The following is a 24,452-nucleotide window of genomic DNA, read 5'->3' on the forward strand; positions in this document are numbered from 1 at the left end:
AAGTATCTTATGAGGATTCAATCATTTTGTCTGCATGCTCAGGCCATAAACGGGCAGCGACTGAGCTATTTGAGGCCAAAGTATGACAGGTGTTCATGATTGCCGGAGGCTGTTTATTTTGCTGTTCCTGGCTCTTAAGTTCCTGATATAGCGCCTGATAAGCGGTGGTAGCCATTGGGCCTAGCAGCTCGGTGTGATGAGTGCAGCCATTGATATTGCCCAGCATAGTTTTGACTTCCTTATTCCAGCCCGGACCAATCTTCAGACCGATTAATTTTTTATAGGCTGAAGTGATAGCAGGACAAAGATTGAAAGGTGCAAACTCTGTGCTGGCTTCCGCATCGTGGATGTTAAGCTGGGTATCTAACGTGATGCGTAACCACATCTCATGAATAGGTTCACCGGCCGGGATAGTACCTCCCCGGTCTTCATTGTCGATATCCTGAGTTTTGATATCAGTCATATGACCTTCAATGTCCCACAGGCCATCTTCACGGGCGTAGGCCTGGCATGTGACTGTACGTGTATGGGCCAGTCGACGAGGAGAGGGGGGAGATAATGGCATGGTAATACCTTTGCATGATCAATAAAAAAAGCCGGCGCAATGCCGGCTTGTTTAAGTTGAATAACTGTTAATCTAAAACGGCCAGCATCTGCTCAACGGTAGTGAACTTCTCCCGGATTTTACCTTCCGGTGCTCTGCCTATTTCGGCCTGATCTATTTTGTGCCAGTCGTCAGTGCCGACTACCCGGATCTTTCTTGCACTGAGCAGTTCATCGATAGCACCTGGGCCTGGTTTGGGCTGAGTTCTGCATTGGTTGTTACTTTGGTCGGAAGGTTTGGCTTCCAGATCGGCAATAATCGTTTTTGCCATCTCGATTGCATCTGCACGATTACTGGGGATCACACCCTGAGGCCCACGCTTACACCAGCCGACACAATAGACTCCGGCTTCAACTCGACCTTGTTCATTACGGACGACTCCGGCTGGCTGGTCAAAAGGCATACCTGGAATAGGAGTGCTACGATAACCGATAGCGCTAATCAGAGTGTCTACTGGAAGTGTCAGTGTTTCACGGGTTTCAACCAAACGGTTATTTTTTAACTGGGTTTTATTTAAGCTGAGACTGTTGATGCGACCATTTTCAGTGTTAATTTTGCTAGGGTTGTGCCAGAAGAGAAAGTGCAGTCGAATCGCGTTGTCACCCGCTTGGTTTTCACTATAACGTTGTAAGATCTCAAGATTCTTTTGTCGAATCTTACTTTCCCGGCCGTCGTAACCTTCACCGATCTGTTGAGGGATGAGGAGGCTTTCGCCATTAGCGCTGTAAACCAAAGGCACCGCTTGGCTTAGCTGTGAGAGTTCTTCCAGTTCAAATGGGGTAAAGCTGGCCTCTTCAGGTCCACGACGGCCAATGATGTAGATATCTTCTACAGGTGAATCCTTTATCAGCTGTTGAGCCTTAGGGTTAATATCTGAGTCGGCCATCTCATCTGGTGTTTTGCTCAGAATGCGGGCGATATCTAAAGCGACATTGCCGTTGCCGATAATAGCAATGTGCTTGCCATCAAGTTTGGGGCTAAAGTCATAGCGATCAGGGTGGGCGTTATACCAGGTAACAAAGCGCCCAGAGCCATAAACTCCTTCTGAATCAGCTCCCTCAAGAGGTAGCTGTCGATCTTCTATTGCACCGGTAGCAATAATAACGGTGTCGTAACAGGCTTTCAGCTCGTCATAGCTGATATCTTTACCTATTTCGATATTGCCCAGAAAGCGGACATTATCCCGTTGCAAAACACGCTCAAACTGACGGGTAATATTCTTGGTTGCGATATGGTCTGGTGCGACGGCTGCCCTAATCAGGCCAAAGGGAGAAGGCAGGCGATCAATCAGGTCCAGCTGGCTATGCTCCAGCTTTTTGCTGAGCAGGTCGGCTAAGTAAAAACCTGCAGGGCCTGTTCCCACGACTGCAATGCTATGAGACATCGTATCAACCACCTTGTTCAATATGTCATATTATGCTTTTTAATCCGGCGGGATTGCATGTTTCCCGAAGCCATTGTTAACAGCTAAATCGGAAATACCAAATTAAAAGTGCTCAGTTAAGCACCCGCACAAGAGTCTTTCGGCATTTATATTCTTATCCTCTCCGGCTTGTGGACGGAGAAGATAGAGCTATTTATGCTAGCTTGCTTACAAACCGCCAAAGCGTTTATAGAAAGAAGGTGAAGCATCAGGTAAAGGGCCTTCGGCAGTTTCCAGATGGCTGGAAAGATGCTGCTCTGTTCTTTCTGTAACCAAGCGATAAAGATTGCGACATAGAAGTCGTGCAGCAGTGCCCTCCCAATCGCTGGGTAGTAGTTCCTCGGGCAGCTGAGGGTCTCTTAGTAACACTCGGCGATATTCATGTATTAGCAGAGTTCGTACCAGGAAACAATCTTCAGGGTCCAACTGGTCGACGTTCTTCAGGTCATTCCAGATAGGGCGGAATTTATTCAAAAAATGCTTATAACTTTCTGACAGCTCATCCAGATTCCAGCAATCTCTCACCAGCAGGCGCAGTGGTCGACTGCTGATTAAGTCCTGTTTATAGGTATCAAAGATGATGGCGTCTTCCAGGGCGTTAAGATCTTTTAGTGTGGTCCGGAGTTCCGTCATATCCACGGTAGGGTGAGCCATTACACCTGGTGCAATATTGCCAAAGCCCAACCAGCCTAACTCTTCCTTAACGGACTTTCTGAGTTCAGAGTCTATCTGACTGGTTAATACGATACACCAGCGACCATCCCAGTCGGGTAGAACTGGAGCATAAACCCGTTTAAAAGCTTTTTCGAAACGCCGCCTACCTGAACCCGTCAGGCTATAGTAGCTTCGACGGCCAATCTGTTCAGAGATTAGCCAGTCTTCCTTCGCCAGCCTGAATACTGAGGTGCGTACCAGTCTTTGGTTCAAGCCCAAGGGGGCGAGAATATTAATTAAACTACCCAGCCAAACGGTTCCGCCTCTTGGGGCTATGGAGTCACCGTACACCGTGATGATGAGGGAGCCGGCCCGGATGGGGCGTTGCTGGCAGAAGTCTTCAACTAGCTGTTGTACAGCACGATTATTTGGCATAGGTCTTTAATTCTGTAACACATAAGTCAAAAGGTTGCTGTGATTGTACGGTCAGTATCACATGCGGGCAAGCACTGCCTTGTCTAAGAAGGAGACGTTAGAAAGATAAAAATGATACAGAAAATATGGAAATAAAAGAATTCTATGCAATTTGGTACATTGTGTTGTGTTTTTATTTGTTTTATGTCTCTCTTTTGATCTGCATAAATGACGTTTCTTCAAAGCCGATGATCTAAAGCAATACGGTTCGTGCTACACCGCGACTAGAGCGAGAGACTCCCATTTTTCGCGGGATAGAGATCGTTTTGGTCTAATTACTGTTTCTACAAGGTTCGCCAGTGCAGAAAGAAAAAATGGATCAATTCCATAGGTAATAAGGGCAGGGTGATTCGAAACTTTGCTTTGGTCTGGTCACGACTGAGGCGCGTTTATACTAAAGCATAAGTCTTATATCGACGCGTCTCGCCATAAGATGATCTTAGTCTAAGTTTATAATTTTTGTTACAAATTTGATATGTAATAGGCGCTAAAATAGGTCGACCTAATACATCTATTCAGGAATAATGCCGCCTGCAAAAAACATAACAAATAGCTTTTTAGGGAAAACAACATGCTAAAGAAACTAGCTGTTAAGAGCATGCAGGCTCTGGTTGTCCCCTTGATCTTAATCTCCACCGTGTTTGGTGCTGAGACTATTAAAATAGGGACATTTCTGGCCGTTACCGGCCCCGCTTCTTTTTTGGGTGAACCAGAACTTAAAACCCTCCAGCTCTATGTCGATAAAGTTAATGCAAAAGGTGGCCTGTTAGGGAGGCAGGTTGAACTGATTCATTATGATACTGAGGGTAATGCTCACAAAGCCCGTAACTTTGTAAAAAAGCTGATTGAGATTGACAAAGTTGACCTGCTCATTGGCGGCAGTACCTCTGGTGCGTCCTTGGCCGTAATTCCACTGGTTGAGTGGGCAAAAATTCCTTATATCTCTCTGGCAGGTGCCGTAGCTATTGTTGATCCGGTGAAAAAGTGGGTTTTTAAAACGCCTCACACAGATCGGATGGCTGCTGAGAAAATTTTTACTGATATGCAGAAGCGTGGCTATAAGCGTATTGCTTTGATCTCAGGGAAGGGTGGTTTTGGCCGCTCAGGGCGGGCACAGGCCCGAAGTGTATTGGATAAGTATGGCCTGGAATTGGTTTCTGATGAGATTTATGGCCCCAGAGATCATAATATGCTGGCGCAGCTTAAGCGCATTCAGAGCACACCTGGAGTTGATGCAATCCTGAATTTTGGTTTTGGCCAGGGCCCGGCTATAGTGACTCGTAACTATCATCAGCTGGGTATCCAAGTTCCTCTGTATCAGTCCCATGGCGTGGCATCAAAAACCTTTGTCCAGTTAACTGGCAAAGCGTCAGAAAATGTCCGTTTACCAGCGACCCCTTTGTTGCTGGCTGACCAGTTACCTGACCGTAATCCTCAAAAGAAAGTGATTTTGCAGTATAAAAGCGAATATCAGCAGGCTTATCAGAGCCCGGTTTCCCCTTTTGGGGGGTATGCTTATGATGGTTTGATGATAGCCTTGTCTGCGATTGAACGTGCAGGTTCTACAAATAAGCATAAGGTGCGAGCTGAATTGGAGAATACGTCCAATTATGTTGGTACCGCAGGTGTAGTCAATATGAGTAAATGGGACCACCTGGGCTTGGATCTGACCGCATTTAAGATGCTGGAGATCCATGAGGGTCAATGGATATTGATTGAATAATCTCTTTGTATTTAAAAATGCAGCGAAGGTTTGGCTTGGTATCTGCTGATTTTCTGTTTACCGTTGCGCGATACGAAATGGCAAGCATGGAAGGAAAGATGATTAATCACTGCTCAGAGAACAAATAGCAATATCTTTCTCACTGTGCTTCTGATGTCAGGGTAGATTTGTGCTGATTAGAGCTTAAACTTTATGTTGTATTTTTTTTAAATCTTAATGTATGATCTGTTCGCGGTTCAGGATGAACCTATAGCGCCAGAGGGAAGGTGCCTGTAAATATTCAGTATGCTTTCTTGTATAAGCATTTACACAAAACATCTCTACAGCACTATCTCTCACTCTCTAGATGAGAAATGCTGAAATTTTTCGTGTAATTGCGTATGCCTAAGAAAAACAATATCTAATTTATATGATTAATGGCTAATTGATCGGCTATTTTGAATATGAAGCTTTGTTTTGAATGGGTTTAATGTATGCCACAAGAAGGATGCGGTTACCTGCTTGTCAGTATAATGACAGAGCCGGTCGCTGAATAGTTGCAGTTACCTTTATAACTGTTTATATGGAGATTGGTTAAATGCGCTCTAATGTTTCTGTAGTTCCTGCCCAAAATCATTCCTATGCTTTTGCTCGACAGCCTATTTTGGATCGTGATTCTGAATTAGTGGCTTATGAACTTCTCTATCGTGATAGTGTGAAAGATGAAGCTGCAGCTGTTATACATCCGGTGCTTGCGACTGCTCAGGTATTGATGTCCAGCATGCTAGAGCAGGGTGATTCTATTCTTGTGACGGGAAAAGAGCTTTATATCAACGTACCTGAGCAAGCTCTTGATTGGGTGGAAGACTGGGTATGCCCAAAAGAGCAGGTAGTCATTGAGCTACTGGAAGATATACCTGCCACTGAAGACAATATCGCCAAAGTAGATGCTCTGAAAAAGAAAGGGTATAAGATTGCGCTGGATGATTTCACTATAGATAGCCTGGCCAAAGGCTTTCTACCCTACGCTGATATCGTAAAGATAGATCTGATGGCTGTTAGCCGGGAGCAAATTGAGCAATGGTGGCCGATATTAAAGCGTTATTCGTTGATCTTGCTTGCAGAAAAAGTTGAGAGCCACGAGCAGTGGCTATGGTGTAAAGCTCAGGGCTTTGATTTGTTTCAGGGTTATTTTTTTGCCCGTCCTGAGAATGTGTCAGGTAAAACTTTTTGCTCTTCTCATTTCCAAGTACTGGATTTAATTAATAAATTAAGTGATCCAGCGGTTTCGATTTCTGAATTAGAAGGTATTATTAAGACTGACCCTTGGCTCTATTATCGTTTAATGCGTTATGCTTCAAACTTATGCTTGAAACGAGAGATCAGTATCAGCTCTGTTCGCCATGCTATTATGGTGATAGGGATGGTGCGTTTGAAAGCATTTTTAATGCTTATATCGGTCACCCGGGTAGCAGCCCAGTCTGATGCTTCGATAGCTCAGATGTTTATTGTGGCTTATATGGCAGAAGCTTTAGCCGGAGATATTCAGGAGCTAAACACGGATACTGCTTTTTTAGCTGGTACTCTGAAGGCAATCTCAGTAGCCTTGGGTTGTTCGGTTAAGGCGATGGTTGCTGAGCTGAAGTTGGCTGATGAGCTCAAGCAATTGCTTGAGCAGGGATATATGGAAAGTGGTGATTTTAACTATATGTCCATTGCCGAATGTGCAGAAAAATTCAGCCGACAGGGTTGTGATTCATGTACAGGCTGTTATATGCCAACCCTACGTGTTCAACAGCACTACGAGCAGGCGCTTCGATGGAGCGATAGCTTAATGAATACATTGGTGGAAGAGGAACTGCCAGGATAGCAGCTCATGTCCAAATCTATTTTATGCATAAAAAAGTGGCGGTAGATGACGTCAGGGTAGGGATGAAGGTTGTTGAGTTGGATATCAACTGGATGAACTCTCCGTTCTGGCGCCATGCGTTTAAAATCAAATCAGATAAAGAAATCCGGCAGATTAAGCAGTTTTGTAAATTTGTTGTGATTGATCTAAACGAATCGGATCTGGCTGCAACCAATCATTTAAGGCAGAAGATCTCTGATCAGCAAGAGGCTCTTGAGGCTCAAAAGACCGCCCAGTTAGCAAAAAAGAAACAAAAAGAAGAGAAAAAAACGGAGCCCGTAGAAGCCGCTGATACTGCTGCTTGGCAACGTCTGAAAAAGGCTGAAAAAGATCTGGAACAAACGGTTGAGCAGATGTCAGATGTGTTCTCTGATATCAAGGTTGGCCGCGCGGTGGATAGCCCTAAACTGAAACGTTCTGTTGAGACAATGGCTCAGGATGTTTTAAATGACTCCAGCTCTTTATTATTACTTACTCGCTTAAAAGAGAAAGAACAATCATTGGCTGAGAAGTCCGTAAATGTTTGTGTTTTGACACTGACTTTTGCCAAGCATTTAGGTATTCGTAAAGATCAGTTGTGTGAATTGGGGCTGGGTGCCCTTTTGCATGATATTGGCATGTTGAAGGTGCCTGATAACCTATTAAATCATCCCGGACCTCTAAATTCTTCTCAAAGAGCAATTATTGAGCAACATGTAATGGATGGTGTGAGCTTTGTCGGCTTAAATGAAGATCTGTCGTCTATGGAAAGTTTAAGGGACATGATCGCCTGTCACCATGAGCGTTATGATGGTTCAGGTTATCCCAGGGGATTAAAAGGTAAATCAATTCCTTTGTTTGCACGTATTCTGGGTATAACAACAACCTATGAAGCCATGACTCGAGAGCGCTTTTACAGTGAATCCTCCAGTCCAACCCAGGCTTTGGCAAAACTCTATCGTTGGCGCTACAAGTTGTTCGACGGGCGTTTGGTAGAAAAGTTTATTCAAGCCTTAGGAGTATACCCTCCTGGATGCCTGGTTGAGCTTAATACGGGACAGGTCGCTGTGGTAACTGCGATTAACCCCGATGTAAGGACCAGGCCCGTGATTAGGGTGTTATTATCTAAAGATCAAACTGCTTTAACAGATCAGCCTGAACTGGATCTGTTGATGCCCGAGTTAGCGCATATTAATATCTTACGAACTTTAGATACCAGAGATCTGGATCTGCCCTCAGTCTGAAGCGTGTAAACTAGCACTTTATGGTAAATATGATGTGCTTTAGGCAATAAAAAAGGGGCATTTGCCCCCTTTTCTATTTATAGATCGATTCGAAACTAGGCCCGGGTATCTATCTTGTTACCCAGGTGGGGTTCGACAGATTGAGCAGGTTGCACAGTATTAATAGAACCTAACAAAGTTTCCATTGTGCTCTGAGCGTTGTCCTGAGCGGACTTAAAAAGCTTAATCTGTACACCTAGCAAAGGATCTTGGCGGGCTGCGCTGTTTGCAGCATTGCTGCTTGAGACATCCATTATAAATCTCCTATTAACTGCATATATGCAATTTACATTAGCGGCTGACTTATGCCCAGCTTAAGGCAATAATGAGAAATTATCAGTAACATTTCGTAAAATAGTGGAATCTGGTCACAAAAAAACCGGCCGAAGCCGGTTTTAACAGGGTGAAGCTATTTGCTGTCGCCTGATTTTATTCACTGGAATGGCGTCAGGTGAAAGCTGGCTTTAGCGCAGATCAGAGACGCGTTTCGCTTTGCCTTCAGAGCGTGCCAGGCCGCCTACAGGAACAACATCAATTCGAGTGCTGATGCCCACTACAGACTTAATGTGGTGCTGCAGTTCTTTCACAACCGGAGCCGGATCAAGATCCTGTGCTTCAGGTGTCATCTCAACCTTCACTTGTACAGTATCCATGTTGCCTTCTTTAGTTACGATAATCTCGTAGTGAGGCGCCAGTGCAGGGATCTTCAGAATCTGTTCTTCAATCTGCGTTGGGAATACGTTTACACCACGGATGATCAGCATATCATCTGAGCGACCAGTGATCTTGTCGATACGACGCATAGGGCGTGCAGTGCCTGGTAGCAGACGAGTCAGGTCACGGGTACGGTAACGAATCACCGGCAGTGCTTCTTTGGTCAGTGAGGTAAATACCAGCTCACCGTATTCACCGTCTGGCAGTACTTCACCGGTATTAGGATCGATAATCTCAGGATAGAAGTGATCTTCCCAGATGGTTGGGCCATCTTTGGTTTCTGCACATTCCTGAGCCACACCAGGACCCATTACTTCAGACAGACCGTAGATATCTACTGCATCGATGCCCAGACGACCTTCGATGTTTTTGCGCATCTCAGCGGTCCATGGCTCAGCACCAAAGATGCCGATACGCAGCGCCATCTCTTTCGGGTCCAGGCCCTGGCGCTCCATCTCATCCATCAGATTCAGCATGTAGGATGGTGTTACCATGATGATGTCCGGATCAAAATCACGCATCAGCTGAACTTGCTTCTCAGTCTGACCGCCGGACATAGGGATTACCGCACAACCCAGGCGCTCGGCACCGTAGTGTGCACCCATACCACCGGTAAACAGGCCGTAACCGTAGGAAACATGAACCTTATCGGTGCTACGACCACCGGCTGCACGGATAGAGCGAGCCACTACATCGGCCCACACATTAATATCGTGCTGAGTGTAGCCCACAACCGTTGGCTGACCCGTCGTACCGGAAGAGGCGTGAATACGCACTACTTCGCTCATAGGTACCGCAAAAGAGTCAAACGGGTAAGCATCACGCAGATACTGTTTAGTCGTAAATGGGAACAGCTTCAGATCATCCAGGGTTTTCAGATCTGAAGGGTGAACACCTTTCTCGTCACACAGCTTACGGTAAGCGGAAACGTTGTTGTAGGCGTGTTTCAGGCTGAACTTCATGCGGCTCAGCTGCAGTGCACGGATCTCATCAATACTGGCCGTTTCAATAGGGTCAAGTGCGTTTGGATCCACTTTCATATTCATCATAATCTTGTCCTGTTTTTACTCTTTTATTGTCAGAACACGCCTCTGCGGACGTTTTATCTATCTTCTTTGGAGCATGGTTGTTATGAGCGATTTTTATCATCTTATGGGATGTCTAATCGCTCACTGGGAAGGGCTAGGGCCTTCCCAGAGCTTTAATGCGGCGGTTTATACTCGCTCAATAATCAGGGCGATACCCTGACCTACGCCAATACACATGGTGCATAGTGCGTAACGACCACCTGTTCTATGTAGCTGATACATCGCAGTCGTGACCAGGCGGGCACCGGAAGCACCCAGAGGGTGACCCAGAGAGATGGCGCCGCCATTCGGGTTAACGTGTGCTGCATCGTCTGGCAGGCCCAGATCACGCATAACGGCTAGACCTTGAGAAGCAAAGGCTTCGTTCAGTTCGATCACATCCATCTGATCCAGAGTCAGACCGGCTTTTTCCAGTACCTTTTTGGATGCTGGTGCAGGGCCAAAACCCATGATGCGCGGCTCAAGACCCGCAGTCGCCATAGCCACGATACGGGCTTTAGGCGTCAGGCCATTCTTTTCAGCCGCTTCTTTAGAGGCGATCAGTAGCGCACAAGCACCATCGTTTACGCCAGAAGCGTTACCTGCTGTCACGGAACCACCGGCACGGAATGGCGCTTTCAGTTTAGCCAGGCCTTCCAGCGTGGTAGAGGCACGCGGGTGCTCATCGGTATCAACGATGATGTCATCGCCTTTACGCTGAGGAATCGTGACCGGGCAGATCTCTTCGTTAAACAGGCCTGCTTCCATCGCTGCAGCGGTTTTCTGCTGGCTGCGGAAAGCAAACAGGTCCTGATCTTCACGGGAGATATTAAAATCTTCCGCCACGTTCTCAGCGGTTTCCGGCATAGAATCTACACCGAACTCTGCTTCCATCTTCTTATTGATAAAACGCCAGCCGATAGTGGTGTCGTACAGGCCGTTTGGATTACGGCTGAACGCGCTTTCCGCTTTGCCCATCACAAATGGGGCACGGGACATGGACTCACAACCACCGGCGATCATCAGGTCGGTTTCACCGGACTTGATGGCACGGGCTGCCATACCGATGGCGTCCATACCCGAGCCGCACAGGCGGTTAATCGTGGTGCCTGGAACAGACGTCGGCAGACCCGCCAGCAGAGAGGACATACGGGCTACGTTACGGTTATCTTCACCGGCTTGGTTCGCATTACCGTAGATCACGTCTTCAACCGATGCCCAATCCACCTGAGGGTTGCGTTCCATCAGGGCTTTAATAGGTACTGCACCCAGGTCGTCCGCACGAACGGAAGACAGGCCACCGCCGTAGCGGCCAAAAGGAGTGCGGATTGCGTCGCAGATATAAGCGTCAGTCATGTTATTTATCCTCAGACGGAATTACTTCGCCTTTGATCTGGCGAGATTTACCACGGAAAAAAGCGATGGCTTTGCCATCCTGATTGCTGATAGTGATATCGTAGATGCCATTACGACCCTGAACCGTCACCTCTTTGGCTTCAGCATACAGGGTGTCATCCAGTTGACCGGGAGCGATATACTCAATCGTACAGCCCGCGGCTACAGTCACTTGGTTGTAGCTGTTGCAGGCGTAAGCAAAAGCGGTATCCGCCAGAGTAAAGATCATGCCACCATGACAGATGCCATGGCCGTTGCACATATCCTGACGCACCTTCATGCTCAGCTTTGAATGACCCGGCTGAACATCTTCGATCTTCATCTCCAGCATCAGGGCCGCATGATCACGGGCATACATAGCTTCTGCGCAAGCACGAGCCAGTACTTCCGGGCTCATTTCGCCTGGCTTAAGGTTGTTGGTGTCAGTCATGGGAGGCACCACCATGAAAAGAACCTTGTGCAAATACTTTACGACGCAGCAGAGGGGAGGGGCGGTAACGATCTTCACCGTAGCTGGCTACCAGATTGCTCAGTACGGTATGTATATGACTCAGACCCACCTGATCGGCCCAGGCCATAGGGCCTTTTGGATAGTTCACACCGCTTTGCATCGCCACATCAACCGCCGCAACATCACAGACTTGTTGGTTAACCGCATCTGCGCCTTCATTTGCTAGCATGGCAACGGTACGCATCAGCACCATACCCGGTACATCATCAATGACAGAGACCTGAATATCCAGCGCCTGGAACAGACCGGCGGCTTGGTTCAGGCTGGCTTCGCTGGCTTGATCTGCTTTAACCAGAGCGATACGGCCTGCTGTGGCGTAGTCCAGTGCCAGATCAAACAGTACTAGCTCGCTGCGTTGCTCCGCTGCTGCGCGCTCGGTTGCCATGCGGCCATCGGTTAATGCCAGCACCAAATTACCGATACAGATGCGGCCTTGTGCTTCGTGCTCTGACTGACGGTGAACGGAGATACCTGCTGCTTCAATACGGCTTACCAGGGCTTCTGCTACGCCCAGATTGCCTTCTACAGTAATCGCGCTGGGTGCGTCCTGCTTAGCCAGAGTATTCGGCTGAGCTTTTTCAGCGCCTTCACTGTAGTCGTAGAAGCCGCGACCTGTCTTACGACCGTGGAAGCCCGCCTCAACCAGATCTTTCTGGATCAGGGAAGGCAGGAAGCGTTGATCGCCGTAGTAGGCATCAAAAACGGAAGCGGTCACTGAGTAGTTCACGTCGTGGCCGATCAGATCCATCAGTTCAAATGGACCCATGCGGAATTGACCGGATTCACGGGCAATGGCGTCGATAGTGGCTTCATCAGCGCCACCTTCTTCCAATACACGCAGGCCTTCAGCATAGAAAGGGCGGGCCACTCGGTTCACGATAAAGCCAGGGGTCGACTTAGCCATTACAGCATGCTTGCCCCAAGCGGTAGACAGATCGTAAACCTGTTGTGCCACTTCTTCGGACGTTGCCAGACCCTTGATCACTTCAACCAGCTTCATAATTGGCGCTGGGTTAAAGAAGTGCATACCGACCAGGTTTTCCGGGCGCTTCAGTGCCGCACCAATAGAGGTCACAGAGATAGAAGAGGTATTGGTCGCCAGAATAGTATCGTCGCCGCACAGCTCTTCCAGCTCAGAAAAGACAGACTGTTTAACGGCCAGGTTTTCAACAATGGCTTCTACGACTAAGCGTGCCGGAGCCAGATCAGCCAGATTCTCAGTGGCTTGAATACGACTCACCAGAGCGTTCTTGTCTTCTTCGCTCATCTTGCCGCGGGCCACCAGTTTCTCCAGACCCTTAGCAGTGCGATCAAGGCCTGCTTGTGCCGCGCCTTCCATCTTGTCGTACAGCAGAACGCTGTGACCAAATTTAGCTGCAACCTGAGCGATACCTGCACCCATGGTGCCAGCACCGATTACCGCAACGGTCTCATTTACCGTCAGTGTCATAACAAGCTCCTGTTACTGGCCTTTAAAGGTTGGCTGACGTTTTTCCATAAAGGCGGCAACGCCTTCACGGTAATCTTCAGTGCGACCGGCGATGGTTTGCAGATCGCGTTCCAGATCCAGCTGCTCATCCAGAGTGTTGGTCGCAGAAGCATGAATCGCACGCTTGATCAGTGCCAGACCTTTAGTCGGCTGAGTGGCCAGCTGCTTGGCCGTTTCAATCGCAGTGGCTTTAACTTCTTCATCATCTACCGCTTTCCAGATCATGCCCCACTGTTCTGCTTGCTCGGCAGAAATGCGGTCACCCAGCATAGACAGAGCCATCGCACGAGCCTGACCTACAGTGTTTGGCAGTGTCCAGGTGCCGCCGGAATCAGGAATCAGGCCAATTTTGCAGAAAGCCTGGATAAACTTAGCGGAGCGAGCGGCAAATACAATATCACACGCCAGAGCAATATTGGCACCGGCACCCGCTGCCACACCATTCACTGCGCAGATTACTGGCATTTCCAGGGCGCGGATGCTGCGAATCATCGGGTTGTAGTTTTTCTCGATCGACTCACCCAGGTTTGGTGCTTCGGCACCTGGTGCTACGTTACGATCACTCAGATCCTGACCGGCACAGAAGCCACGGCCATTACCGGTAATAACCAGTGCACGTACTTCTGGATTCTTCTTGGTTTCTTTCAGAGCCTCACGCACTTCAGAGTGCATCTCAGCGTTAAAGCTGTTCAGGCTATCCGGGCGGTTAAACGTCAGGATGGCCACTCCATCCTCAATCACAAACTCAATATTGTTGAAAGACATGGCTTAGCATCCTTTAAATTCAGGTTTACGTTTTTCCATAAATGCAGCGATACCCTCTTTGCGATCTTCTGTCGCAGCCAGTAGGGTAAAGGCTTTACGTTCCAGGTTCAGACCGGATTCAAGATCGGTCTCAAAAGATTTCAGCAGGGCTTCTTTCGCCAGACGTACGGCAATCGGTGGTTTGCTGGCAATGGTGGTCGCCAGCTGATGAGCGCGTTCAATGGTGCGTTCAGGGATGACCACTTCGGCGACCAGATTGGCTCGTAGTGCGGTATTGGCATCAATCATTTCGCCGCTCAGTACCATCTTGGTGGCCAGAGGCTTACCGACGGTACGAATCAGGCGCTGAGTACCACCGGCACCTGGGATAATGCCCAGATTGATCTCAGGCTGGCCAAACAGGGCGCTTTCACCGGCAATCACGATGTCACAATGCATCACAAGCTCACAGCCGCCGCCCAGGGCATAGCCGTTTACGGCGGCGATCATCGGCTTGGAGAACTGATAGATGCGGCGCCAGTGTTTAGGGCGGGCGTCGTTCATGACACCGACCGCATCCAGTGAGGCCATCTCTTTAATATCAGCACCGGCGGCAAACACTTTTGGTCCGCCTGTGATCACTACGGCACCAATGCCTTGATCCTGGTCCGCTTGTTCCAGTACATCAGCCACTTCACTCAGGAGTTGAGTGTTGAGGGCGTTAAACGCTTCCGGACGGTTTAGCGTTATAGTGAGCACCTTCGCCGCAGTATCAGTGCTTGTGGTAATGGTTTGATATGTCATTTGGGTTAATCCGTTCTTATCTGGGAGCATACCCGGTTGCAGTAAATTGCTTTCAGCGCCAGGGCGCTTTATTTTGGATTCTGTGAGAAATATAGAAGGGCCTTGAAACTGAATAAATAAAGCCTTCTCTATATTTCACACGGTTTTTACCTGGTGGCCAGTATCTGATGGTTAAACCAGCATACGCACAAAAGCACAGTCAGGTTATGGCATCGCCTGTCTGCACTGATCAAAATTGAGTCATTAATGGTGTTGCATCTGTCGGCTTTTCCGGGCGTTACCCACCGATCTTCTTGCTTAGCTTCTCTGCTATTGATCATCATTTTTTCTGCTTGCGATCTTTGTGCCTATCGCCGAATGAAGAAAAAACTGACCTTTTTACCCACACAGATCAATGAAGTGTAGGTAGGAATATTCCCCTTATGTGGCTTAAGACTACCGTATTCATAGAAAGGGATACAAGAGTTAAATTTAAAAGCAGGGTTTCGGTATCGTAAAATATCGTGTATCTTGGACGACCAAATAAGGCAGTTTTCCGGGTTGTCAGTACAATTGGATCAGTAAAGGCTGATGTTTTTCCGGAGTTTATGTTTTGACTAAGACTTTGGTTGAGCAAGGCTTAAGACGCTTTAAAGTGTCAGGAAAGTTGATTGATTGTTAATTTTGATTGATTGTTAATATGACAACAACGGTGATATATCGGCGTCACTGACTAAAAAATAGTCAGTGATTAGCGTGATAGATTTTTTGCTTTGCTGCGGACTAAATCTACCAGATTAGGCCACTGGACAGGGCAAAGACTGAAAGTGAAAAAGCGTTTCAGTCTATAACTGGCTACATTTAATTAATGGCCTGCAGGTGCCATTAAACGACTAACTGAAGTTAAACCACCACTTTTCTGTATTATCGGCTCTTATAATAATTATATGATACGGAAAAACCAGGAGAGATCTTAAAGATGAGTCAAAATGAATTTTTCCAGCGTCACAAGGAAACTCTGGATCAGGCGCTGAATGCGATTCAACCCCGTGATTACTGGACACCATTCAGTGAAAACCCAAGCCCCCGCGCTTACGGTGAAGATGCTAACCAGAAAGGCGAAGAGGCGTTTAAAGCGTCTCTGAACAGCTACTTTGAACTGGAAATGCCCGGTATCGTTGGTGAAGTTGCCGGTGAGGAGTCCCCTTACGGTATCGAAATGAATGTGCGCTACCCTAAGGTTGATCACGAAGTCCTGATCCCGGAAATGAAAGCTGCGATGAAGGCTTGGCGTGATGCGGGTCCAGACGTGCGTGCTGGCGTATGTATGGAAATTCTGGATCGTCTGAACAAAAACAGCTTTGAGATCGCTTACGGTGTTATGCACACCTCGGGTCAGGGCTTTATGATGTCGTTCCAGGCAGGTGGTCCTCACGCTCAGGATCGTGGTCTGGAAGCGGTAGCCTACGCTTACCGTGCTATGAAAGAAGTGCCTGAGACAGCTACCTGGACCAAGCCTCAGGGTAAGCATGATCCTCTGGTAATGCAGAAGAACTTCCACATCGTACCACGTGGTGTAGCGCTGGTTGTGGGCTGCTCTACCTTCCCAACCTGGAATACCTACCCAGGTCTGTTTGCTTCTCTGGTCACTGGTAACCCAGTGATTGTTAAGCCACACCCAGGTTCTGTACTGCCTGCAGCGGTTTCTATCAAGATTGCTCAGCAAGTACTGAAAGAAGCCGGTTTTGCGCCACATCTGGTATCTATGATTGCGGATACTGCTGACGCGCCTGTAACAAAAGAACTGGCAACTCACAAAGATGTGAAGCTGATCGACTTCACCGGTTCTAACTTCTTCGGTAACTGGCTGGAAGAGAATGCTAAGCAAGCTCAGGTCTTCACCGAGAAAGCCGGTGTGAACACCGTTGTGATCGACAGCGTTAAAGATATCAAAGCCGTTGCCCGTAATCTGGCCTTCACGCTGAGCCTGTACTCCGGTCAGATGTGTACCACCACTCAGGCGATCTACATCCCGCGTAACGGTATCAAGACCGCTGACGGTGAGATGAGCTTCGACGAAGTGGCACAGGCTCTGTCTATCGCAACCTCTAAGTTCCTGAGCGATAACGAGCGTGCCTGCATGGTACTGGGTGCTGTTCAGTCTTGCGCTACTGTTGACCGCATCAAAGAGTGTGAATCTCTGGGTGAAGTGGTTCTGGCCAGTGAGCAGCGTGAGCATCCTCATTTCCCGAATGCCCGTATCCACACGCCAATGATCCTGAAAGTGGATGCGTCTGAGAAAGATAAGTACAGCGAAGAGCGCTTTGGTCCTATCTCCTTCGTAATTGCCACTGACAGCACTGAGCACAGTCTGCAGCTGGCTCAGGAAGTGATTTCTGAGAAAGGTGCCATCACTCTGGGGATTTACTCTACGGATGATGCGGTACTGGAGCAGGCTGAAGAAGTGGCGATGGAAGCAGCCGTTGCTTTGTCTGTAAACCTGGATGGCGGTGTGTTTGTTAACCAATCCGCAGCCTTCAGTGATTTCCACGCAACCGGTGGTAACCCAGCGTCTAACGCTTCTCTGACCGATGCGGCCTTTGTAACCCGTCGTTTTGTGGTGGTTCAGAGCCGTCGTCACGTTTAAGGCCTTCTGTCTTATCAAGTGACATCAGTACGTACAGATACCCAGAGTTTGACTCTGGGTATCTGGCTACTCCTCTTAAATTTCTGAGATAAAAATACAGGTTGGTAGATATGCAAGTTTATAGCATTGATGGCATCACACCTGTTGTTGATCCCACTGCCTTTGTCCATCCCACCGCTGTTTTGATCGGCGATGTGATTATTGGCCCTCGCTGTTATATCGGCCCTAATGCTTGTCTGCGTGGTGACTTTGGTCGTCTGGTGATTAAAGCCGGTGCCAATGTGCAGGATACCTGCGTCATGCACGGTTTTCCGGGTACGGATACCGTGGTTGAGGAAGATGGCCATATTGGTCATGGTGCCGTACTGCACGGTTGTCATATCGGTAAAAATGCCTTGGTGGGTATGAATGCCGTGGTGATGGATAACGCCAAGATCGGTGAAGCCTCCATTGTTGCGGCTTGTGCCTTTGTTAAAGCGGATTTCGACTGTCCTCCCCGTAGCTTGTTGGCAGGTACGCCAGCTAAGGTGATGCGCGAACTGTCTGATAAAGAGATCAACTGGAAGAGTAAAGGTACAAAAGAGTACCAGAACCTTGCGGTGCGTAGTCTGCAGACGATGGAAAAGGTAGAGGCTTTAACTGAGGTTGAAGCGGATAGAAAACGTATCGAAATTCCTGATGTAAAACCCTTATATGAAGTAAAGCAGCAGAAAGACTAAAACGACTTGTATCAACATTATCGTTTTGGATCGCTGTTTTATTCTATTTGCCCTGATGTTTTTGCGAACCGATTTACTGCAAGGTCGTCTTTAACCTAACGGTGTGAGATGGAAAATATATCCACGGATGACCCGGTTAACCAAAAGCAGATCGCTAAAGAATACTGAGAATAAATTCGGAGCTTAGTGTGGAATATCAAAATATCCTGGTTGAAACCCGTGGTGCGGTTGGTTGGATTCAGCTGAACCGTCCTGAGGCCCTGAACGCCCTGTCAAACGCCCTGGTTTCTGAAGTGGGTCATGCAATTGAGCAGTTCCAGGCGGATGATGCTATCGGTGCTATGGTCATTACCGGTAACGAGAAAGCGTTTGCTGCTGGTGCAGATATTAAGGATATGGAAAACCAGGAGTTTATGGATCTGTTCCTGAGTGACTTCCCTTACAACCGTCGTGACGGTTGGGACAGCCTGAATACCGCCAGAAAGCCAATTATCGCAGCTGTGGCCGGTTTTGCTCTGGGCGGTGGTTGTGAAATGGCGATGGCCTGTGACTTTATTCTGGCCGGTGATAACGCTAAGTTCGGTCAGCCAGAGATCAATATCGGCACTATGCCGGGTGCCGGTGGTACTCAGCGTCTGGCCAAGGCTATTGGTAAAGCCAAGGCGATGGAGATGTGTCTGACCGGTCGTATGATGGAAGCGGAAGAAGCCGAGCGTATGGGGCTGGTAAGCCGTATTATCCCAGTGGCAGAGCTGGAAGCGGAAGCGCTGAAGGTGGCGGGTAAGATCGCCAAGATGTCCCGTCCAGTGGTTTATATGATCAAAGAATCGGTCAACGTCGCTTTTGAAAGCAGCCTGCAGGAAGGTCTGCGCTTTGAACGTCGTGCTTTTGCTTCTACTTTTGCCACAGAAGATCAAAAAGAGGGTATGCAGGCGTTTGTTGAGAAGCGTAAGCCTGAGTTTAAACACCGCTAAGAAGTTTTCTTCATCTTGTTTGGCCGCACTTTGGTGCGGCTATTTTTTTACGGGTTATTTTTCTGCTGGCTGTTTTTTAGCGGTACTGCGTACCGTCTGTTTTTCTAAAAAGTCTAACGCCAGTCAAAGCCAGAAAGCTCTCAGCCTCTAACTTTCCTGTTTCTTAATTTTAGTGCGTATCGATTATGGATATTAAAACCGAATCTCTGTCTCCTATTGAAGCCATTAACCTGCTGGGTTCCACTGTTTATCCACGACCTATCGCCTGGGTCTCTACGGTTAGCGAAGAGGGTACTTATAACCTGGCACCTTTCTCCTATTTTAATGTCGCCAGTGTAAATCCGGCGATTGTCAGTTTCTCTGTACTACTAAATGGCAAAGGCGAAGAGAAAGATACCCTGATCAACCTGAAAGCCAACGAGCACTTTGTTGTCAATATGGTGGATGCCCGTTTGGCGGAGCAGATGAATCAGACCAGTGAAGATCTGCCTGCAGATGTTGATGAGTTTGCACTGGCCGGTTTAACTCCGGTCGCCGTTGAGTCAGGCCCAAGCCCAGCAGTAAAAGAATCATTGGCTTGGTTGGAGTGCCGCCTGCATAGTGTGCAGCGTTTAGGCGATGGCCCACTGGCGGGTAATCTGGTGTTGGGTGAGGTAGTCTCTGTACATATTGATGATCAGATTTGGCAGAATGGACGTGTCAATATGAATGAGTGGGATCTGATCGCTAAGCTGGGAGGGCTGCGTTATAGCTCTTCCAAAGAGTATTTCAATATGAAGCGTCCGGGCTAAAGCCTTAATCAAGCGTCTGGTATTCTTTATAACGGACTTACTATTATATGGTTCAGGGGCGGCTCAGGCTGCCCTCTTGTCTATTTTGCTGGCTTTCCCTTTCCTTATAACGCTTCCTTTGCAATGAGTGGTGTTTATCAAGATAGTTACCGCCATTCTTACTTTTGGGCGAGAGCAGGAAACTCTCTGACACTTTTATTTACTGAGTCTCTTATCTATGTTACCAACATGGCTCTCTCTTAAATAGTACTTTACTTATATCAAATGTCAGGGTAAAACCTTGGGGAAATCAGGGGATAAGGGCTGTTGTAAGATGGCATGTGTGTTTGTTGCATATGATTCCTTACTTAAGACGATGATACGTTTGAAGCACACTGCCTGACTCATCTTCAGGTATCAGCAATAAATAACAGTGCTTCGTTATATAAAATGCTGATTTGTCCATCGTCACTCGTTATTCTTGTATAGTGTTTGTCCTCATAGGGCTGACAGTCAAACTGTGTGAACTGTATATCGTGCTAGAGCAAATCTTCTATAGTGAAGGACCCGTCGTTAATGGCCGTTTCTGATAGTGTATGGGTGAAAGTTACCGATAGTGTCTTGTGGATCTGTCTGGCAAGCCTGTTGTTACTGTTTCCCGTGATGATGTATCTGCTTCTGCCAGCAGAGAATCTCAACCAGCAGAAGGTTCAGGATGAGATTCGTCTGCAAAAAGAACTGTTGCACACTATGCGTCAGGATGTAGCGTTGATTAACCGCAGCAATCAGGAGGTTTCCGAAGAGCGCTTGCGGTTAAAACTGAATCAGTATGTTGACAGCATTCTTGTTGTCGACAACAGCCTTAATGAGATTCAGAAGAATATTCCCCTTGTGAGAACGGCCTGGCATCACTATCAAAATGAGCAGGATGAGTTCAGAAATTTAATGCTGGACCTTGCCGCTCAGTTAGAAGCCTATGGGCAAGCTTTAAATCAGATGCAGAGTACGTTCAGTCATGCCCAGACGGCCCTGTCTCATTCTATGCACTCGGTCTCATCTAAACTCGATCCAGAGGGTCAAACGTTCTCCGGTCAACAGCAGGAAGTCCTGTCCAGTGAAGTAATAAGCCTGTCCCGGCAAGCGGAATATCAGCAAATGTTAAATGATCTGATTTTTTATAGCCTGCGTTTTGCCGCTCTGCCGGATAACGACACTGAGAAAAAACTCTCTATTTATCTCGATCAGTTAAAAATCGAACAAGAAGTTTCTTATTCAGAAGCCTTTAAGTCCGTTTTTGGAAAAACGCTGCGGGACGTGGGAGATCTATTAGACAGGGTACGCCGTCTGAGGACGACAGCTCAATCATCGACTGATCTTGCGATCTACTATCAGTTAAGTCACTTTGAGCAGCAATTTGAAAACTGGTTGGCTGGTGTGCAGTCCCAGCAGCGCAAAAGTCGCTGGGTTATGCTGGGTGCGATCATGCTGCTGGTTGTTATCATCGTTATCATACTGTGGCGTTTACGACGCTTTAAATTCCATTTGGTTAAGTCCAATGTGCAGCTGGAGTCGTTTAAACAGGCACTGGATTATCATGCCATTGTCAGTATCACTGATCCCCAGGGGCGCATCCGCTGTGTGAATGAGAAATTCCTGGATATTAGCGGTTTTAGAGAAGAGGAACTGATCGGTAAAAACCATCGCATTATCAACTCTGGTATGCACCCTAAAGGCTTTTTCGCAGGTTTATGGCATACAGTGCTCGAACATAGGGTTTGGCATGGAGACGTATGCAATCGCAAAAAAGACGGCTCTCTTTATTGGGTGCACGCCACCGTTGTACCTATTTTATCTCCTACGGGAGAGCTGGATTCCATCATCTCTATTCGTACTGACATCACTGAACAGAAATTGGTTGAGAAGGCACTCTCTGCTGAAAAAGAGAAAGCTGAAGTGGCGAATCAGGCGAAAAGTGATTTCCTGGCGAATATGAGTCATGAGATACGCACGCCAATGAATGCCGTGATTGGTATGAGCCGTTTGGCCCGGCAGAGCAGTAAAGATCGTCAGGTCAATGGCTATATCGACAAGATCCAGTACTCCGCACAAAATCTATTGTCCATCATTAATGACATTCTTGATTTTTCAAAAATTGAAGCGGGTAAGATGAATGTGGAATCAGTGCCGTTCCGCTTGGATAGTGTATTGAATAATCTGGCCGATGTGGTTCAGGTTAAGGCTGAAGAGAAGAATCTGCCGATTGTTTTTGAGCGATCTGATGATGTGCCACTGTCGTTGGAAGGTGACCCACTTCGTTTAGGACAGGTGTTATTGAACCTGGTGAGTAATGCGATCAAGTTTACCGAGCAGGGGGGGATCACCCTATCTATACGCTTGCTGCAATCCTGTGGGGATGAGGTTGAACTCAGGTTCTCGGTTAAAGATACGGGTATTGGCTTATCGGATGAAGCTCAGAAGCGTTTGTTTAAAGCGTTTTCCCAGGCAGATACATCGACGACTCGACAATATGGTGGTACGGGCCTGGGTTTGGCGATCAGTAAACAGCTGGTTGAGTTAATGGGAGGGGAGATCAATGTTTTTTCAAAGATGGGCATGGGAAGTGAGTTTTTCTTTACTGTCCGGCTTAAGCGCCATCAATCCATTGACAAGGACTCAGTCGACCTGCAGCAAATACGTGTACTTTATATCGATGATGATGCCGCTGTGGTCGAGAGTGTCTGTGAACAACTGAGTCATAAAGGGATCTCTGTTACCGGGGAGAGCAGCTCGCCGGATGGTTTAAATTGTCTGGTAAATACCGAAGTACAGGGCGGTCAGGCTTTTGATGTGGTGTTGGTGGACTGGCAAATGCCTGTCATGGACGGCTTCACCGTTGCGAAATCGATTCGAAACAATTCATCTTTGACTAAACAGCCTGCGGTGATTCTGGTTACGAGCAATGGTGGTGCCGATCTGCGGCAGAAAGATAACCATGGTCTGATTGACTCTGTGGTATTAAAGCCTATTAACGTTGATCACCTACTGGATAATATTAAAGAGATACTCACAAAACGATTGGAACAATCTCAACAACCATTGCGTAGACAGATGTTCCGTGAAGGCGATGAGATTCATGCACTTTTGGGCGCCAAGGTGCTGATTGCTGAAGATAATATTATCAACCAAGAGGTTATTCAGGGGCTGTTGGAGCCTTATGGATTAGATATTACTTTAGTTGATAATGGCTATGCTGCGGTTGAGGCCGTTCAGCAACAGACTTTTGACCTTGTGCTGATGGATATTCAGATGCCTAAGTTGGATGGTTTGCAGGCGACGAAAAATATCAAGCAGTTGGATCTTGCAAGGTTTCCCCCCATTGTGGCTATGACAGCTCATGCCATGCAGGATGATATTGATCATTGTCTCTCTATCGGTATGTCTGATCACATCGGTAAACCGATAGATCCTGACAGATTAAAAGAAGTGTTGATCAAATGGATTGAGCCTCGGATATTCACCTCGACGTCTGGTGAAGGTGTTTCCTGTAATGCTGACTTTCCTGACCAAGAGCAGAAAGGTCCTGATATGTTATGTTTGCTTGAGGGAGTGGATCTCAACATGGCCCTGCGCTCGACCGCAGGGAATAAAAAACTGCTAAAACGCCTCATGGAGCAGTTTCTGAAAGATTACCGTGACTATACATCATCTATTGAGCAGATGGTCGCTTCTGACGACAATGAGAGCCTCAAACGTTGGTTGCATACCCTCAAGGGGACCTCTGCTACTCTAGGCATGAATGGAGTGTCATCCGTAGCCTCTGAACTTGAATATAAGCTGATGCACGGCGTAGCGCCTGCCGGACTGGATCTCCAGGTGGTTTCCGAGCCCCTGAGCCGGGTGCTTAACTCGGTCTCTGAGTATCTGAGCAATAAAAATACGATGACTGAGCGGATTGGTGAGCCGGATATTGATCGGCAGGAAAATTTTATTCAATCAGTCTCTCCGCTGACTGTCACTGAGATAGACCCTGAAAAGGTAGCGGTTATGGTAGCTGATATTAAACAGATGCTCAGAGAAGGTAATGCCGACGTACTGGATAAACTACCGGAGCTGATGGAAATGGTACAAAGCGAAGAAACTCTGCTGGATAAAGCAGTAAAGCTTCTGGAGTTGGTAGAAAGATATGAATTTGACCTGGCTTTAGAGGAGTTGAAGAACTTTGATTATGGATCTATCTCGTGATAACAGCCGCAAAAGGCCTCAACGAGGCCCCGCATGCTTGATATAGAAGGCTTTACAGTTGTTGTCGATGATAAAAAACATGGTGTAGTACTGGCCACCGGCTTTCGCGTAGCTGGCGACTTCTTTCTGATGACTCGGGTGATGACGTTTTAACACAACCGCACGCTGGAAAATTTCTGTATCTCTTCCCAAAAATGCCTTGGAGCCTTTATCAGCCTGTACTAAGGATTCGTAGTCGCTGCACTCTGCGAAGGCAAATGGGCTCAACAGCATAAACACAAGCAAAAACAACAGTCTATTGAGCTTTTTCTGAAAAAATATATTCAAAAGCATTTGTAACAATTCCATCAAAGACAGTATGTTGAGAGT

Annotated in this window: 19 protein-coding genes; 8 read left to right on the plus strand and 11 right to left on the minus strand. The window is 47.4% G+C overall.

The window, feature by feature from the left end; all coding sequences use genetic code 11:
• Nucleotides 1–7: 7 nt before the first annotated feature.
• From H579_RS0112495 to paaX, 3 genes are all read right to left on the minus strand, one after another.
• The gene (locus H579_RS0112495) at nucleotides 8–565 is read right to left on the minus strand and encodes a DUF2889 domain-containing protein (RefSeq protein WP_028300965.1); all 558 of its coding nucleotides are present in this window, start codon (nucleotides 563–565) and stop codon (nucleotides 8–10) included.
• A gap of 67 nt (nucleotides 566–632) precedes the next feature.
• The gene (locus H579_RS0112500) at nucleotides 633–1,988 is read right to left on the minus strand and encodes an FAD-dependent oxidoreductase (protein ID WP_028300966.1); all 1,356 of its coding nucleotides are present in this window, start codon (nucleotides 1,986–1,988) and stop codon (nucleotides 633–635) included.
• Between the two features lie 207 nt (nucleotides 1,989–2,195).
• Entirely contained in the window at nucleotides 2,196–3,116 is a 921-nt protein-coding gene (paaX, locus tag H579_RS0112505; RefSeq protein WP_028300967.1) for a phenylacetic acid degradation operon negative regulatory protein PaaX, read from the minus strand.
• Between the two features lie 610 nt (nucleotides 3,117–3,726).
• On the opposite strand from paaX, the gene H579_RS0112510 reads away from it, so the two are divergent.
• The 3 genes from H579_RS0112510 (at nucleotide 3,727) to H579_RS27915 (ending at nucleotide 7,989) form a co-directional block, all read left to right on the plus strand.
• On the plus strand, nucleotides 3,727–4,878 hold the full coding sequence (locus H579_RS0112510) for an ABC transporter substrate-binding protein (protein WP_028300968.1): 1,152 nt from the start codon (nucleotides 3,727–3,729) through the stop codon (nucleotides 4,876–4,878).
• Nucleotides 4,879–5,455: 577 nt separating this feature from the next.
• Entirely contained in the window at nucleotides 5,456–6,727 is a 1,272-nt protein-coding gene (locus H579_RS0112515; protein ID WP_028300969.1) for an EAL and HDOD domain-containing protein, read from the plus strand.
• A gap of 35 nt (nucleotides 6,728–6,762) precedes the next feature.
• Entirely contained in the window at nucleotides 6,763–7,989 is a 1,227-nt protein-coding gene (locus tag H579_RS27915; protein WP_211224715.1) for an HD-GYP domain-containing protein, read from the plus strand.
• 95 nt (nucleotides 7,990–8,084) lie between these two features.
• Here H579_RS27915 and H579_RS0112525 read toward each other — a convergent pair whose 3' ends face one another.
• The 7 genes from H579_RS0112525 to paaF form a co-directional block, all read right to left on the minus strand.
• Nucleotides 8,085–8,282 (minus strand): YjfB family protein, encoded by a 198-nt coding sequence (locus H579_RS0112525; RefSeq protein ID WP_028300970.1) that lies wholly within the window; start codon nucleotides 8,280–8,282, stop codon nucleotides 8,085–8,087.
• Nucleotides 8,283–8,492: 210 nt separating this feature from the next.
• The gene (gene paaK / locus H579_RS0112530) at nucleotides 8,493–9,791 is read right to left on the minus strand and encodes a phenylacetate--CoA ligase PaaK (protein WP_425411347.1); all 1,299 of its coding nucleotides are present in this window, start codon (nucleotides 9,789–9,791) and stop codon (nucleotides 8,493–8,495) included.
• A 165-nt stretch (nucleotides 9,792–9,956) separates the two neighbouring features.
• Nucleotides 9,957–11,165 carry a 3-oxoadipyl-CoA thiolase gene (pcaF, locus tag H579_RS0112535; protein ID WP_028300972.1) on the minus strand — a complete coding sequence of 403 codons (1,209 nt, stop codon included), beginning with the start codon at nucleotides 11,163–11,165 and terminating at the stop codon, nucleotides 9,957–9,959.
• Between the two features lies 1 nt (nucleotide 11,166).
• Nucleotides 11,167–11,634: a hydroxyphenylacetyl-CoA thioesterase PaaI gene (gene paaI / locus H579_RS0112540; RefSeq protein WP_028300973.1), complete on the minus strand. Its 468-nt coding sequence runs from the start codon at nucleotides 11,632–11,634 to the stop codon at nucleotides 11,167–11,169.
• The gene (gene paaH, locus H579_RS0112545; protein WP_028300974.1) at nucleotides 11,627–13,165 is read right to left on the minus strand and encodes a 3-hydroxyacyl-CoA dehydrogenase PaaH; all 1,539 of its coding nucleotides are present in this window, start codon (nucleotides 13,163–13,165) and stop codon (nucleotides 11,627–11,629) included. The genes paaI and paaH overlap by 8 nt, the downstream gene beginning before the upstream one ends.
• Before the next feature lie 12 nt (nucleotides 13,166–13,177).
• Nucleotides 13,178–13,969 carry a 2-(1,2-epoxy-1,2-dihydrophenyl)acetyl-CoA isomerase PaaG gene (paaG, locus tag H579_RS0112550; RefSeq protein WP_028300975.1) on the minus strand — a complete coding sequence of 264 codons (792 nt, stop codon included), beginning with the start codon at nucleotides 13,967–13,969 and terminating at the stop codon, nucleotides 13,178–13,180.
• Between the two features lie 3 nt (nucleotides 13,970–13,972).
• Nucleotides 13,973–14,752, minus strand: coding sequence for a 2,3-dehydroadipyl-CoA hydratase PaaF (gene paaF, locus H579_RS0112555; protein WP_051227582.1), 780 nt, complete (start codon nucleotides 14,750–14,752; stop codon nucleotides 13,973–13,975).
• Nucleotides 14,753–15,710: 958 nt separating this feature from the next.
• Here paaF and paaN point away from each other — a divergent pair.
• The 5 genes from paaN (at nucleotide 15,711) to H579_RS27920 (ending at nucleotide 24,083) form a co-directional block, all read left to right on the plus strand.
• Complete coding sequence (gene paaN, locus H579_RS0112560; RefSeq protein ID WP_028300977.1) at nucleotides 15,711–17,378, plus strand: phenylacetic acid degradation protein PaaN; 1,668 nt, start codon at nucleotides 15,711–15,713, stop codon at nucleotides 17,376–17,378.
• A 110-nt stretch (nucleotides 17,379–17,488) separates the two neighbouring features.
• On the plus strand, nucleotides 17,489–18,097 hold the full coding sequence (gene paaY / locus H579_RS0112565; RefSeq protein ID WP_028300978.1) for a phenylacetic acid degradation protein PaaY: 609 nt from the start codon (nucleotides 17,489–17,491) through the stop codon (nucleotides 18,095–18,097).
• A gap of 188 nt (nucleotides 18,098–18,285) precedes the next feature.
• Complete coding sequence (locus H579_RS0112570) at nucleotides 18,286–19,071, plus strand: enoyl-CoA hydratase (RefSeq protein WP_028300979.1); 786 nt, start codon at nucleotides 18,286–18,288, stop codon at nucleotides 19,069–19,071.
• Between the two features lie 185 nt (nucleotides 19,072–19,256).
• Nucleotides 19,257–19,862: a flavin reductase family protein gene (locus tag H579_RS0112575; protein WP_028300980.1), complete on the plus strand. Its 606-nt coding sequence runs from the start codon at nucleotides 19,257–19,259 to the stop codon at nucleotides 19,860–19,862.
• Nucleotides 19,863–20,417: 555 nt separating this feature from the next.
• Nucleotides 20,418–24,083 (plus strand): response regulator, encoded by a 3,666-nt coding sequence (locus H579_RS27920; RefSeq protein WP_051227583.1) that lies wholly within the window; start codon nucleotides 20,418–20,420, stop codon nucleotides 24,081–24,083.
• Between the two features lie 18 nt (nucleotides 24,084–24,101).
• Here the strand turns inward: H579_RS27920 and H579_RS0112585 are convergent, their stop codons facing one another.
• Entirely contained in the window at nucleotides 24,102–24,356 is a 255-nt protein-coding gene (locus tag H579_RS0112585; RefSeq protein ID WP_036566243.1) for a hypothetical protein, read from the minus strand.
• Nucleotides 24,357–24,452 lie beyond the last annotated feature (96 nt).

This window comes from Oceanospirillum beijerinckii DSM 7166, assembly GCF_000422425.1.
GTDB classification, from domain to species: Bacteria; Pseudomonadota; Gammaproteobacteria; order Pseudomonadales; family Halomonadaceae; genus Oceanospirillum; species Oceanospirillum beijerinckii.

What these genes read in the sequence shown, in the direction of transcription:
- H579_RS0112495 (WP_028300965.1), bottom strand. Translation starts at nt 565, where the DNA reads ATGCCATTATCTCCCCCCTCTCCTCGTCGACTGGCCCATACACGTACA.
- H579_RS0112500 (WP_028300966.1), bottom strand. Translation starts at nt 1,988, where the DNA reads ATGTCTCATAGCATTGCAGTCGTGGGAACAGGCCCTGCAGGTTTTTAC.
- paaX (WP_028300967.1), bottom strand. Translation starts at nt 3,116, where the DNA reads ATGCCAAATAATCGTGCTGTACAACAGCTAGTTGAAGACTTCTGCCAG.
- H579_RS0112510 (WP_028300968.1), top strand. Translation starts at nt 3,727, where the DNA reads ATGCTAAAGAAACTAGCTGTTAAGAGCATGCAGGCTCTGGTTGTCCCC.
- H579_RS0112515 (WP_028300969.1), top strand. Translation starts at nt 5,456, where the DNA reads ATGCGCTCTAATGTTTCTGTAGTTCCTGCCCAAAATCATTCCTATGCT.
- H579_RS0112525 (WP_028300970.1), bottom strand. Translation starts at nt 8,282, where the DNA reads ATGGATGTCTCAAGCAGCAATGCTGCAAACAGCGCAGCCCGCCAAGAT.
- paaK (WP_425411347.1), bottom strand. Translation starts at nt 9,791, where the DNA reads ATGATGAATATGAAAGTGGATCCAAACGCACTTGACCCTATTGAAACG.
- pcaF (WP_028300972.1), bottom strand. Translation starts at nt 11,165, where the DNA reads ATGACTGACGCTTATATCTGCGACGCAATCCGCACTCCTTTTGGCCGC.
- paaI (WP_028300973.1), bottom strand. Translation starts at nt 11,634, where the DNA reads ATGACTGACACCAACAACCTTAAGCCAGGCGAAATGAGCCCGGAAGTA.
- paaH (WP_028300974.1), bottom strand. Translation starts at nt 13,165, where the DNA reads ATGACACTGACGGTAAATGAGACCGTTGCGGTAATCGGTGCTGGCACC.
- paaG (WP_028300975.1), bottom strand. Translation starts at nt 13,969, where the DNA reads ATGTCTTTCAACAATATTGAGTTTGTGATTGAGGATGGAGTGGCCATC.
- paaF (WP_051227582.1), bottom strand. Translation starts at nt 14,752, where the DNA reads ATGACATATCAAACCATTACCACAAGCACTGATACTGCGGCGAAGGTG.
- paaN (WP_028300977.1), top strand. Translation starts at nt 15,711, where the DNA reads ATGAGTCAAAATGAATTTTTCCAGCGTCACAAGGAAACTCTGGATCAG.
- paaY (WP_028300978.1), top strand. Translation starts at nt 17,489, where the DNA reads ATGCAAGTTTATAGCATTGATGGCATCACACCTGTTGTTGATCCCACT.
- H579_RS0112575 (WP_028300980.1), top strand. Translation starts at nt 19,257, where the DNA reads ATGGATATTAAAACCGAATCTCTGTCTCCTATTGAAGCCATTAACCTG.
- H579_RS27920 (WP_051227583.1), top strand. Translation starts at nt 20,418, where the DNA reads ATGGCCGTTTCTGATAGTGTATGGGTGAAAGTTACCGATAGTGTCTTG.
- H579_RS0112585 (WP_036566243.1), bottom strand. Translation starts at nt 24,356, where the DNA reads ATGCTGTTGAGCCCATTTGCCTTCGCAGAGTGCAGCGACTACGAATCC.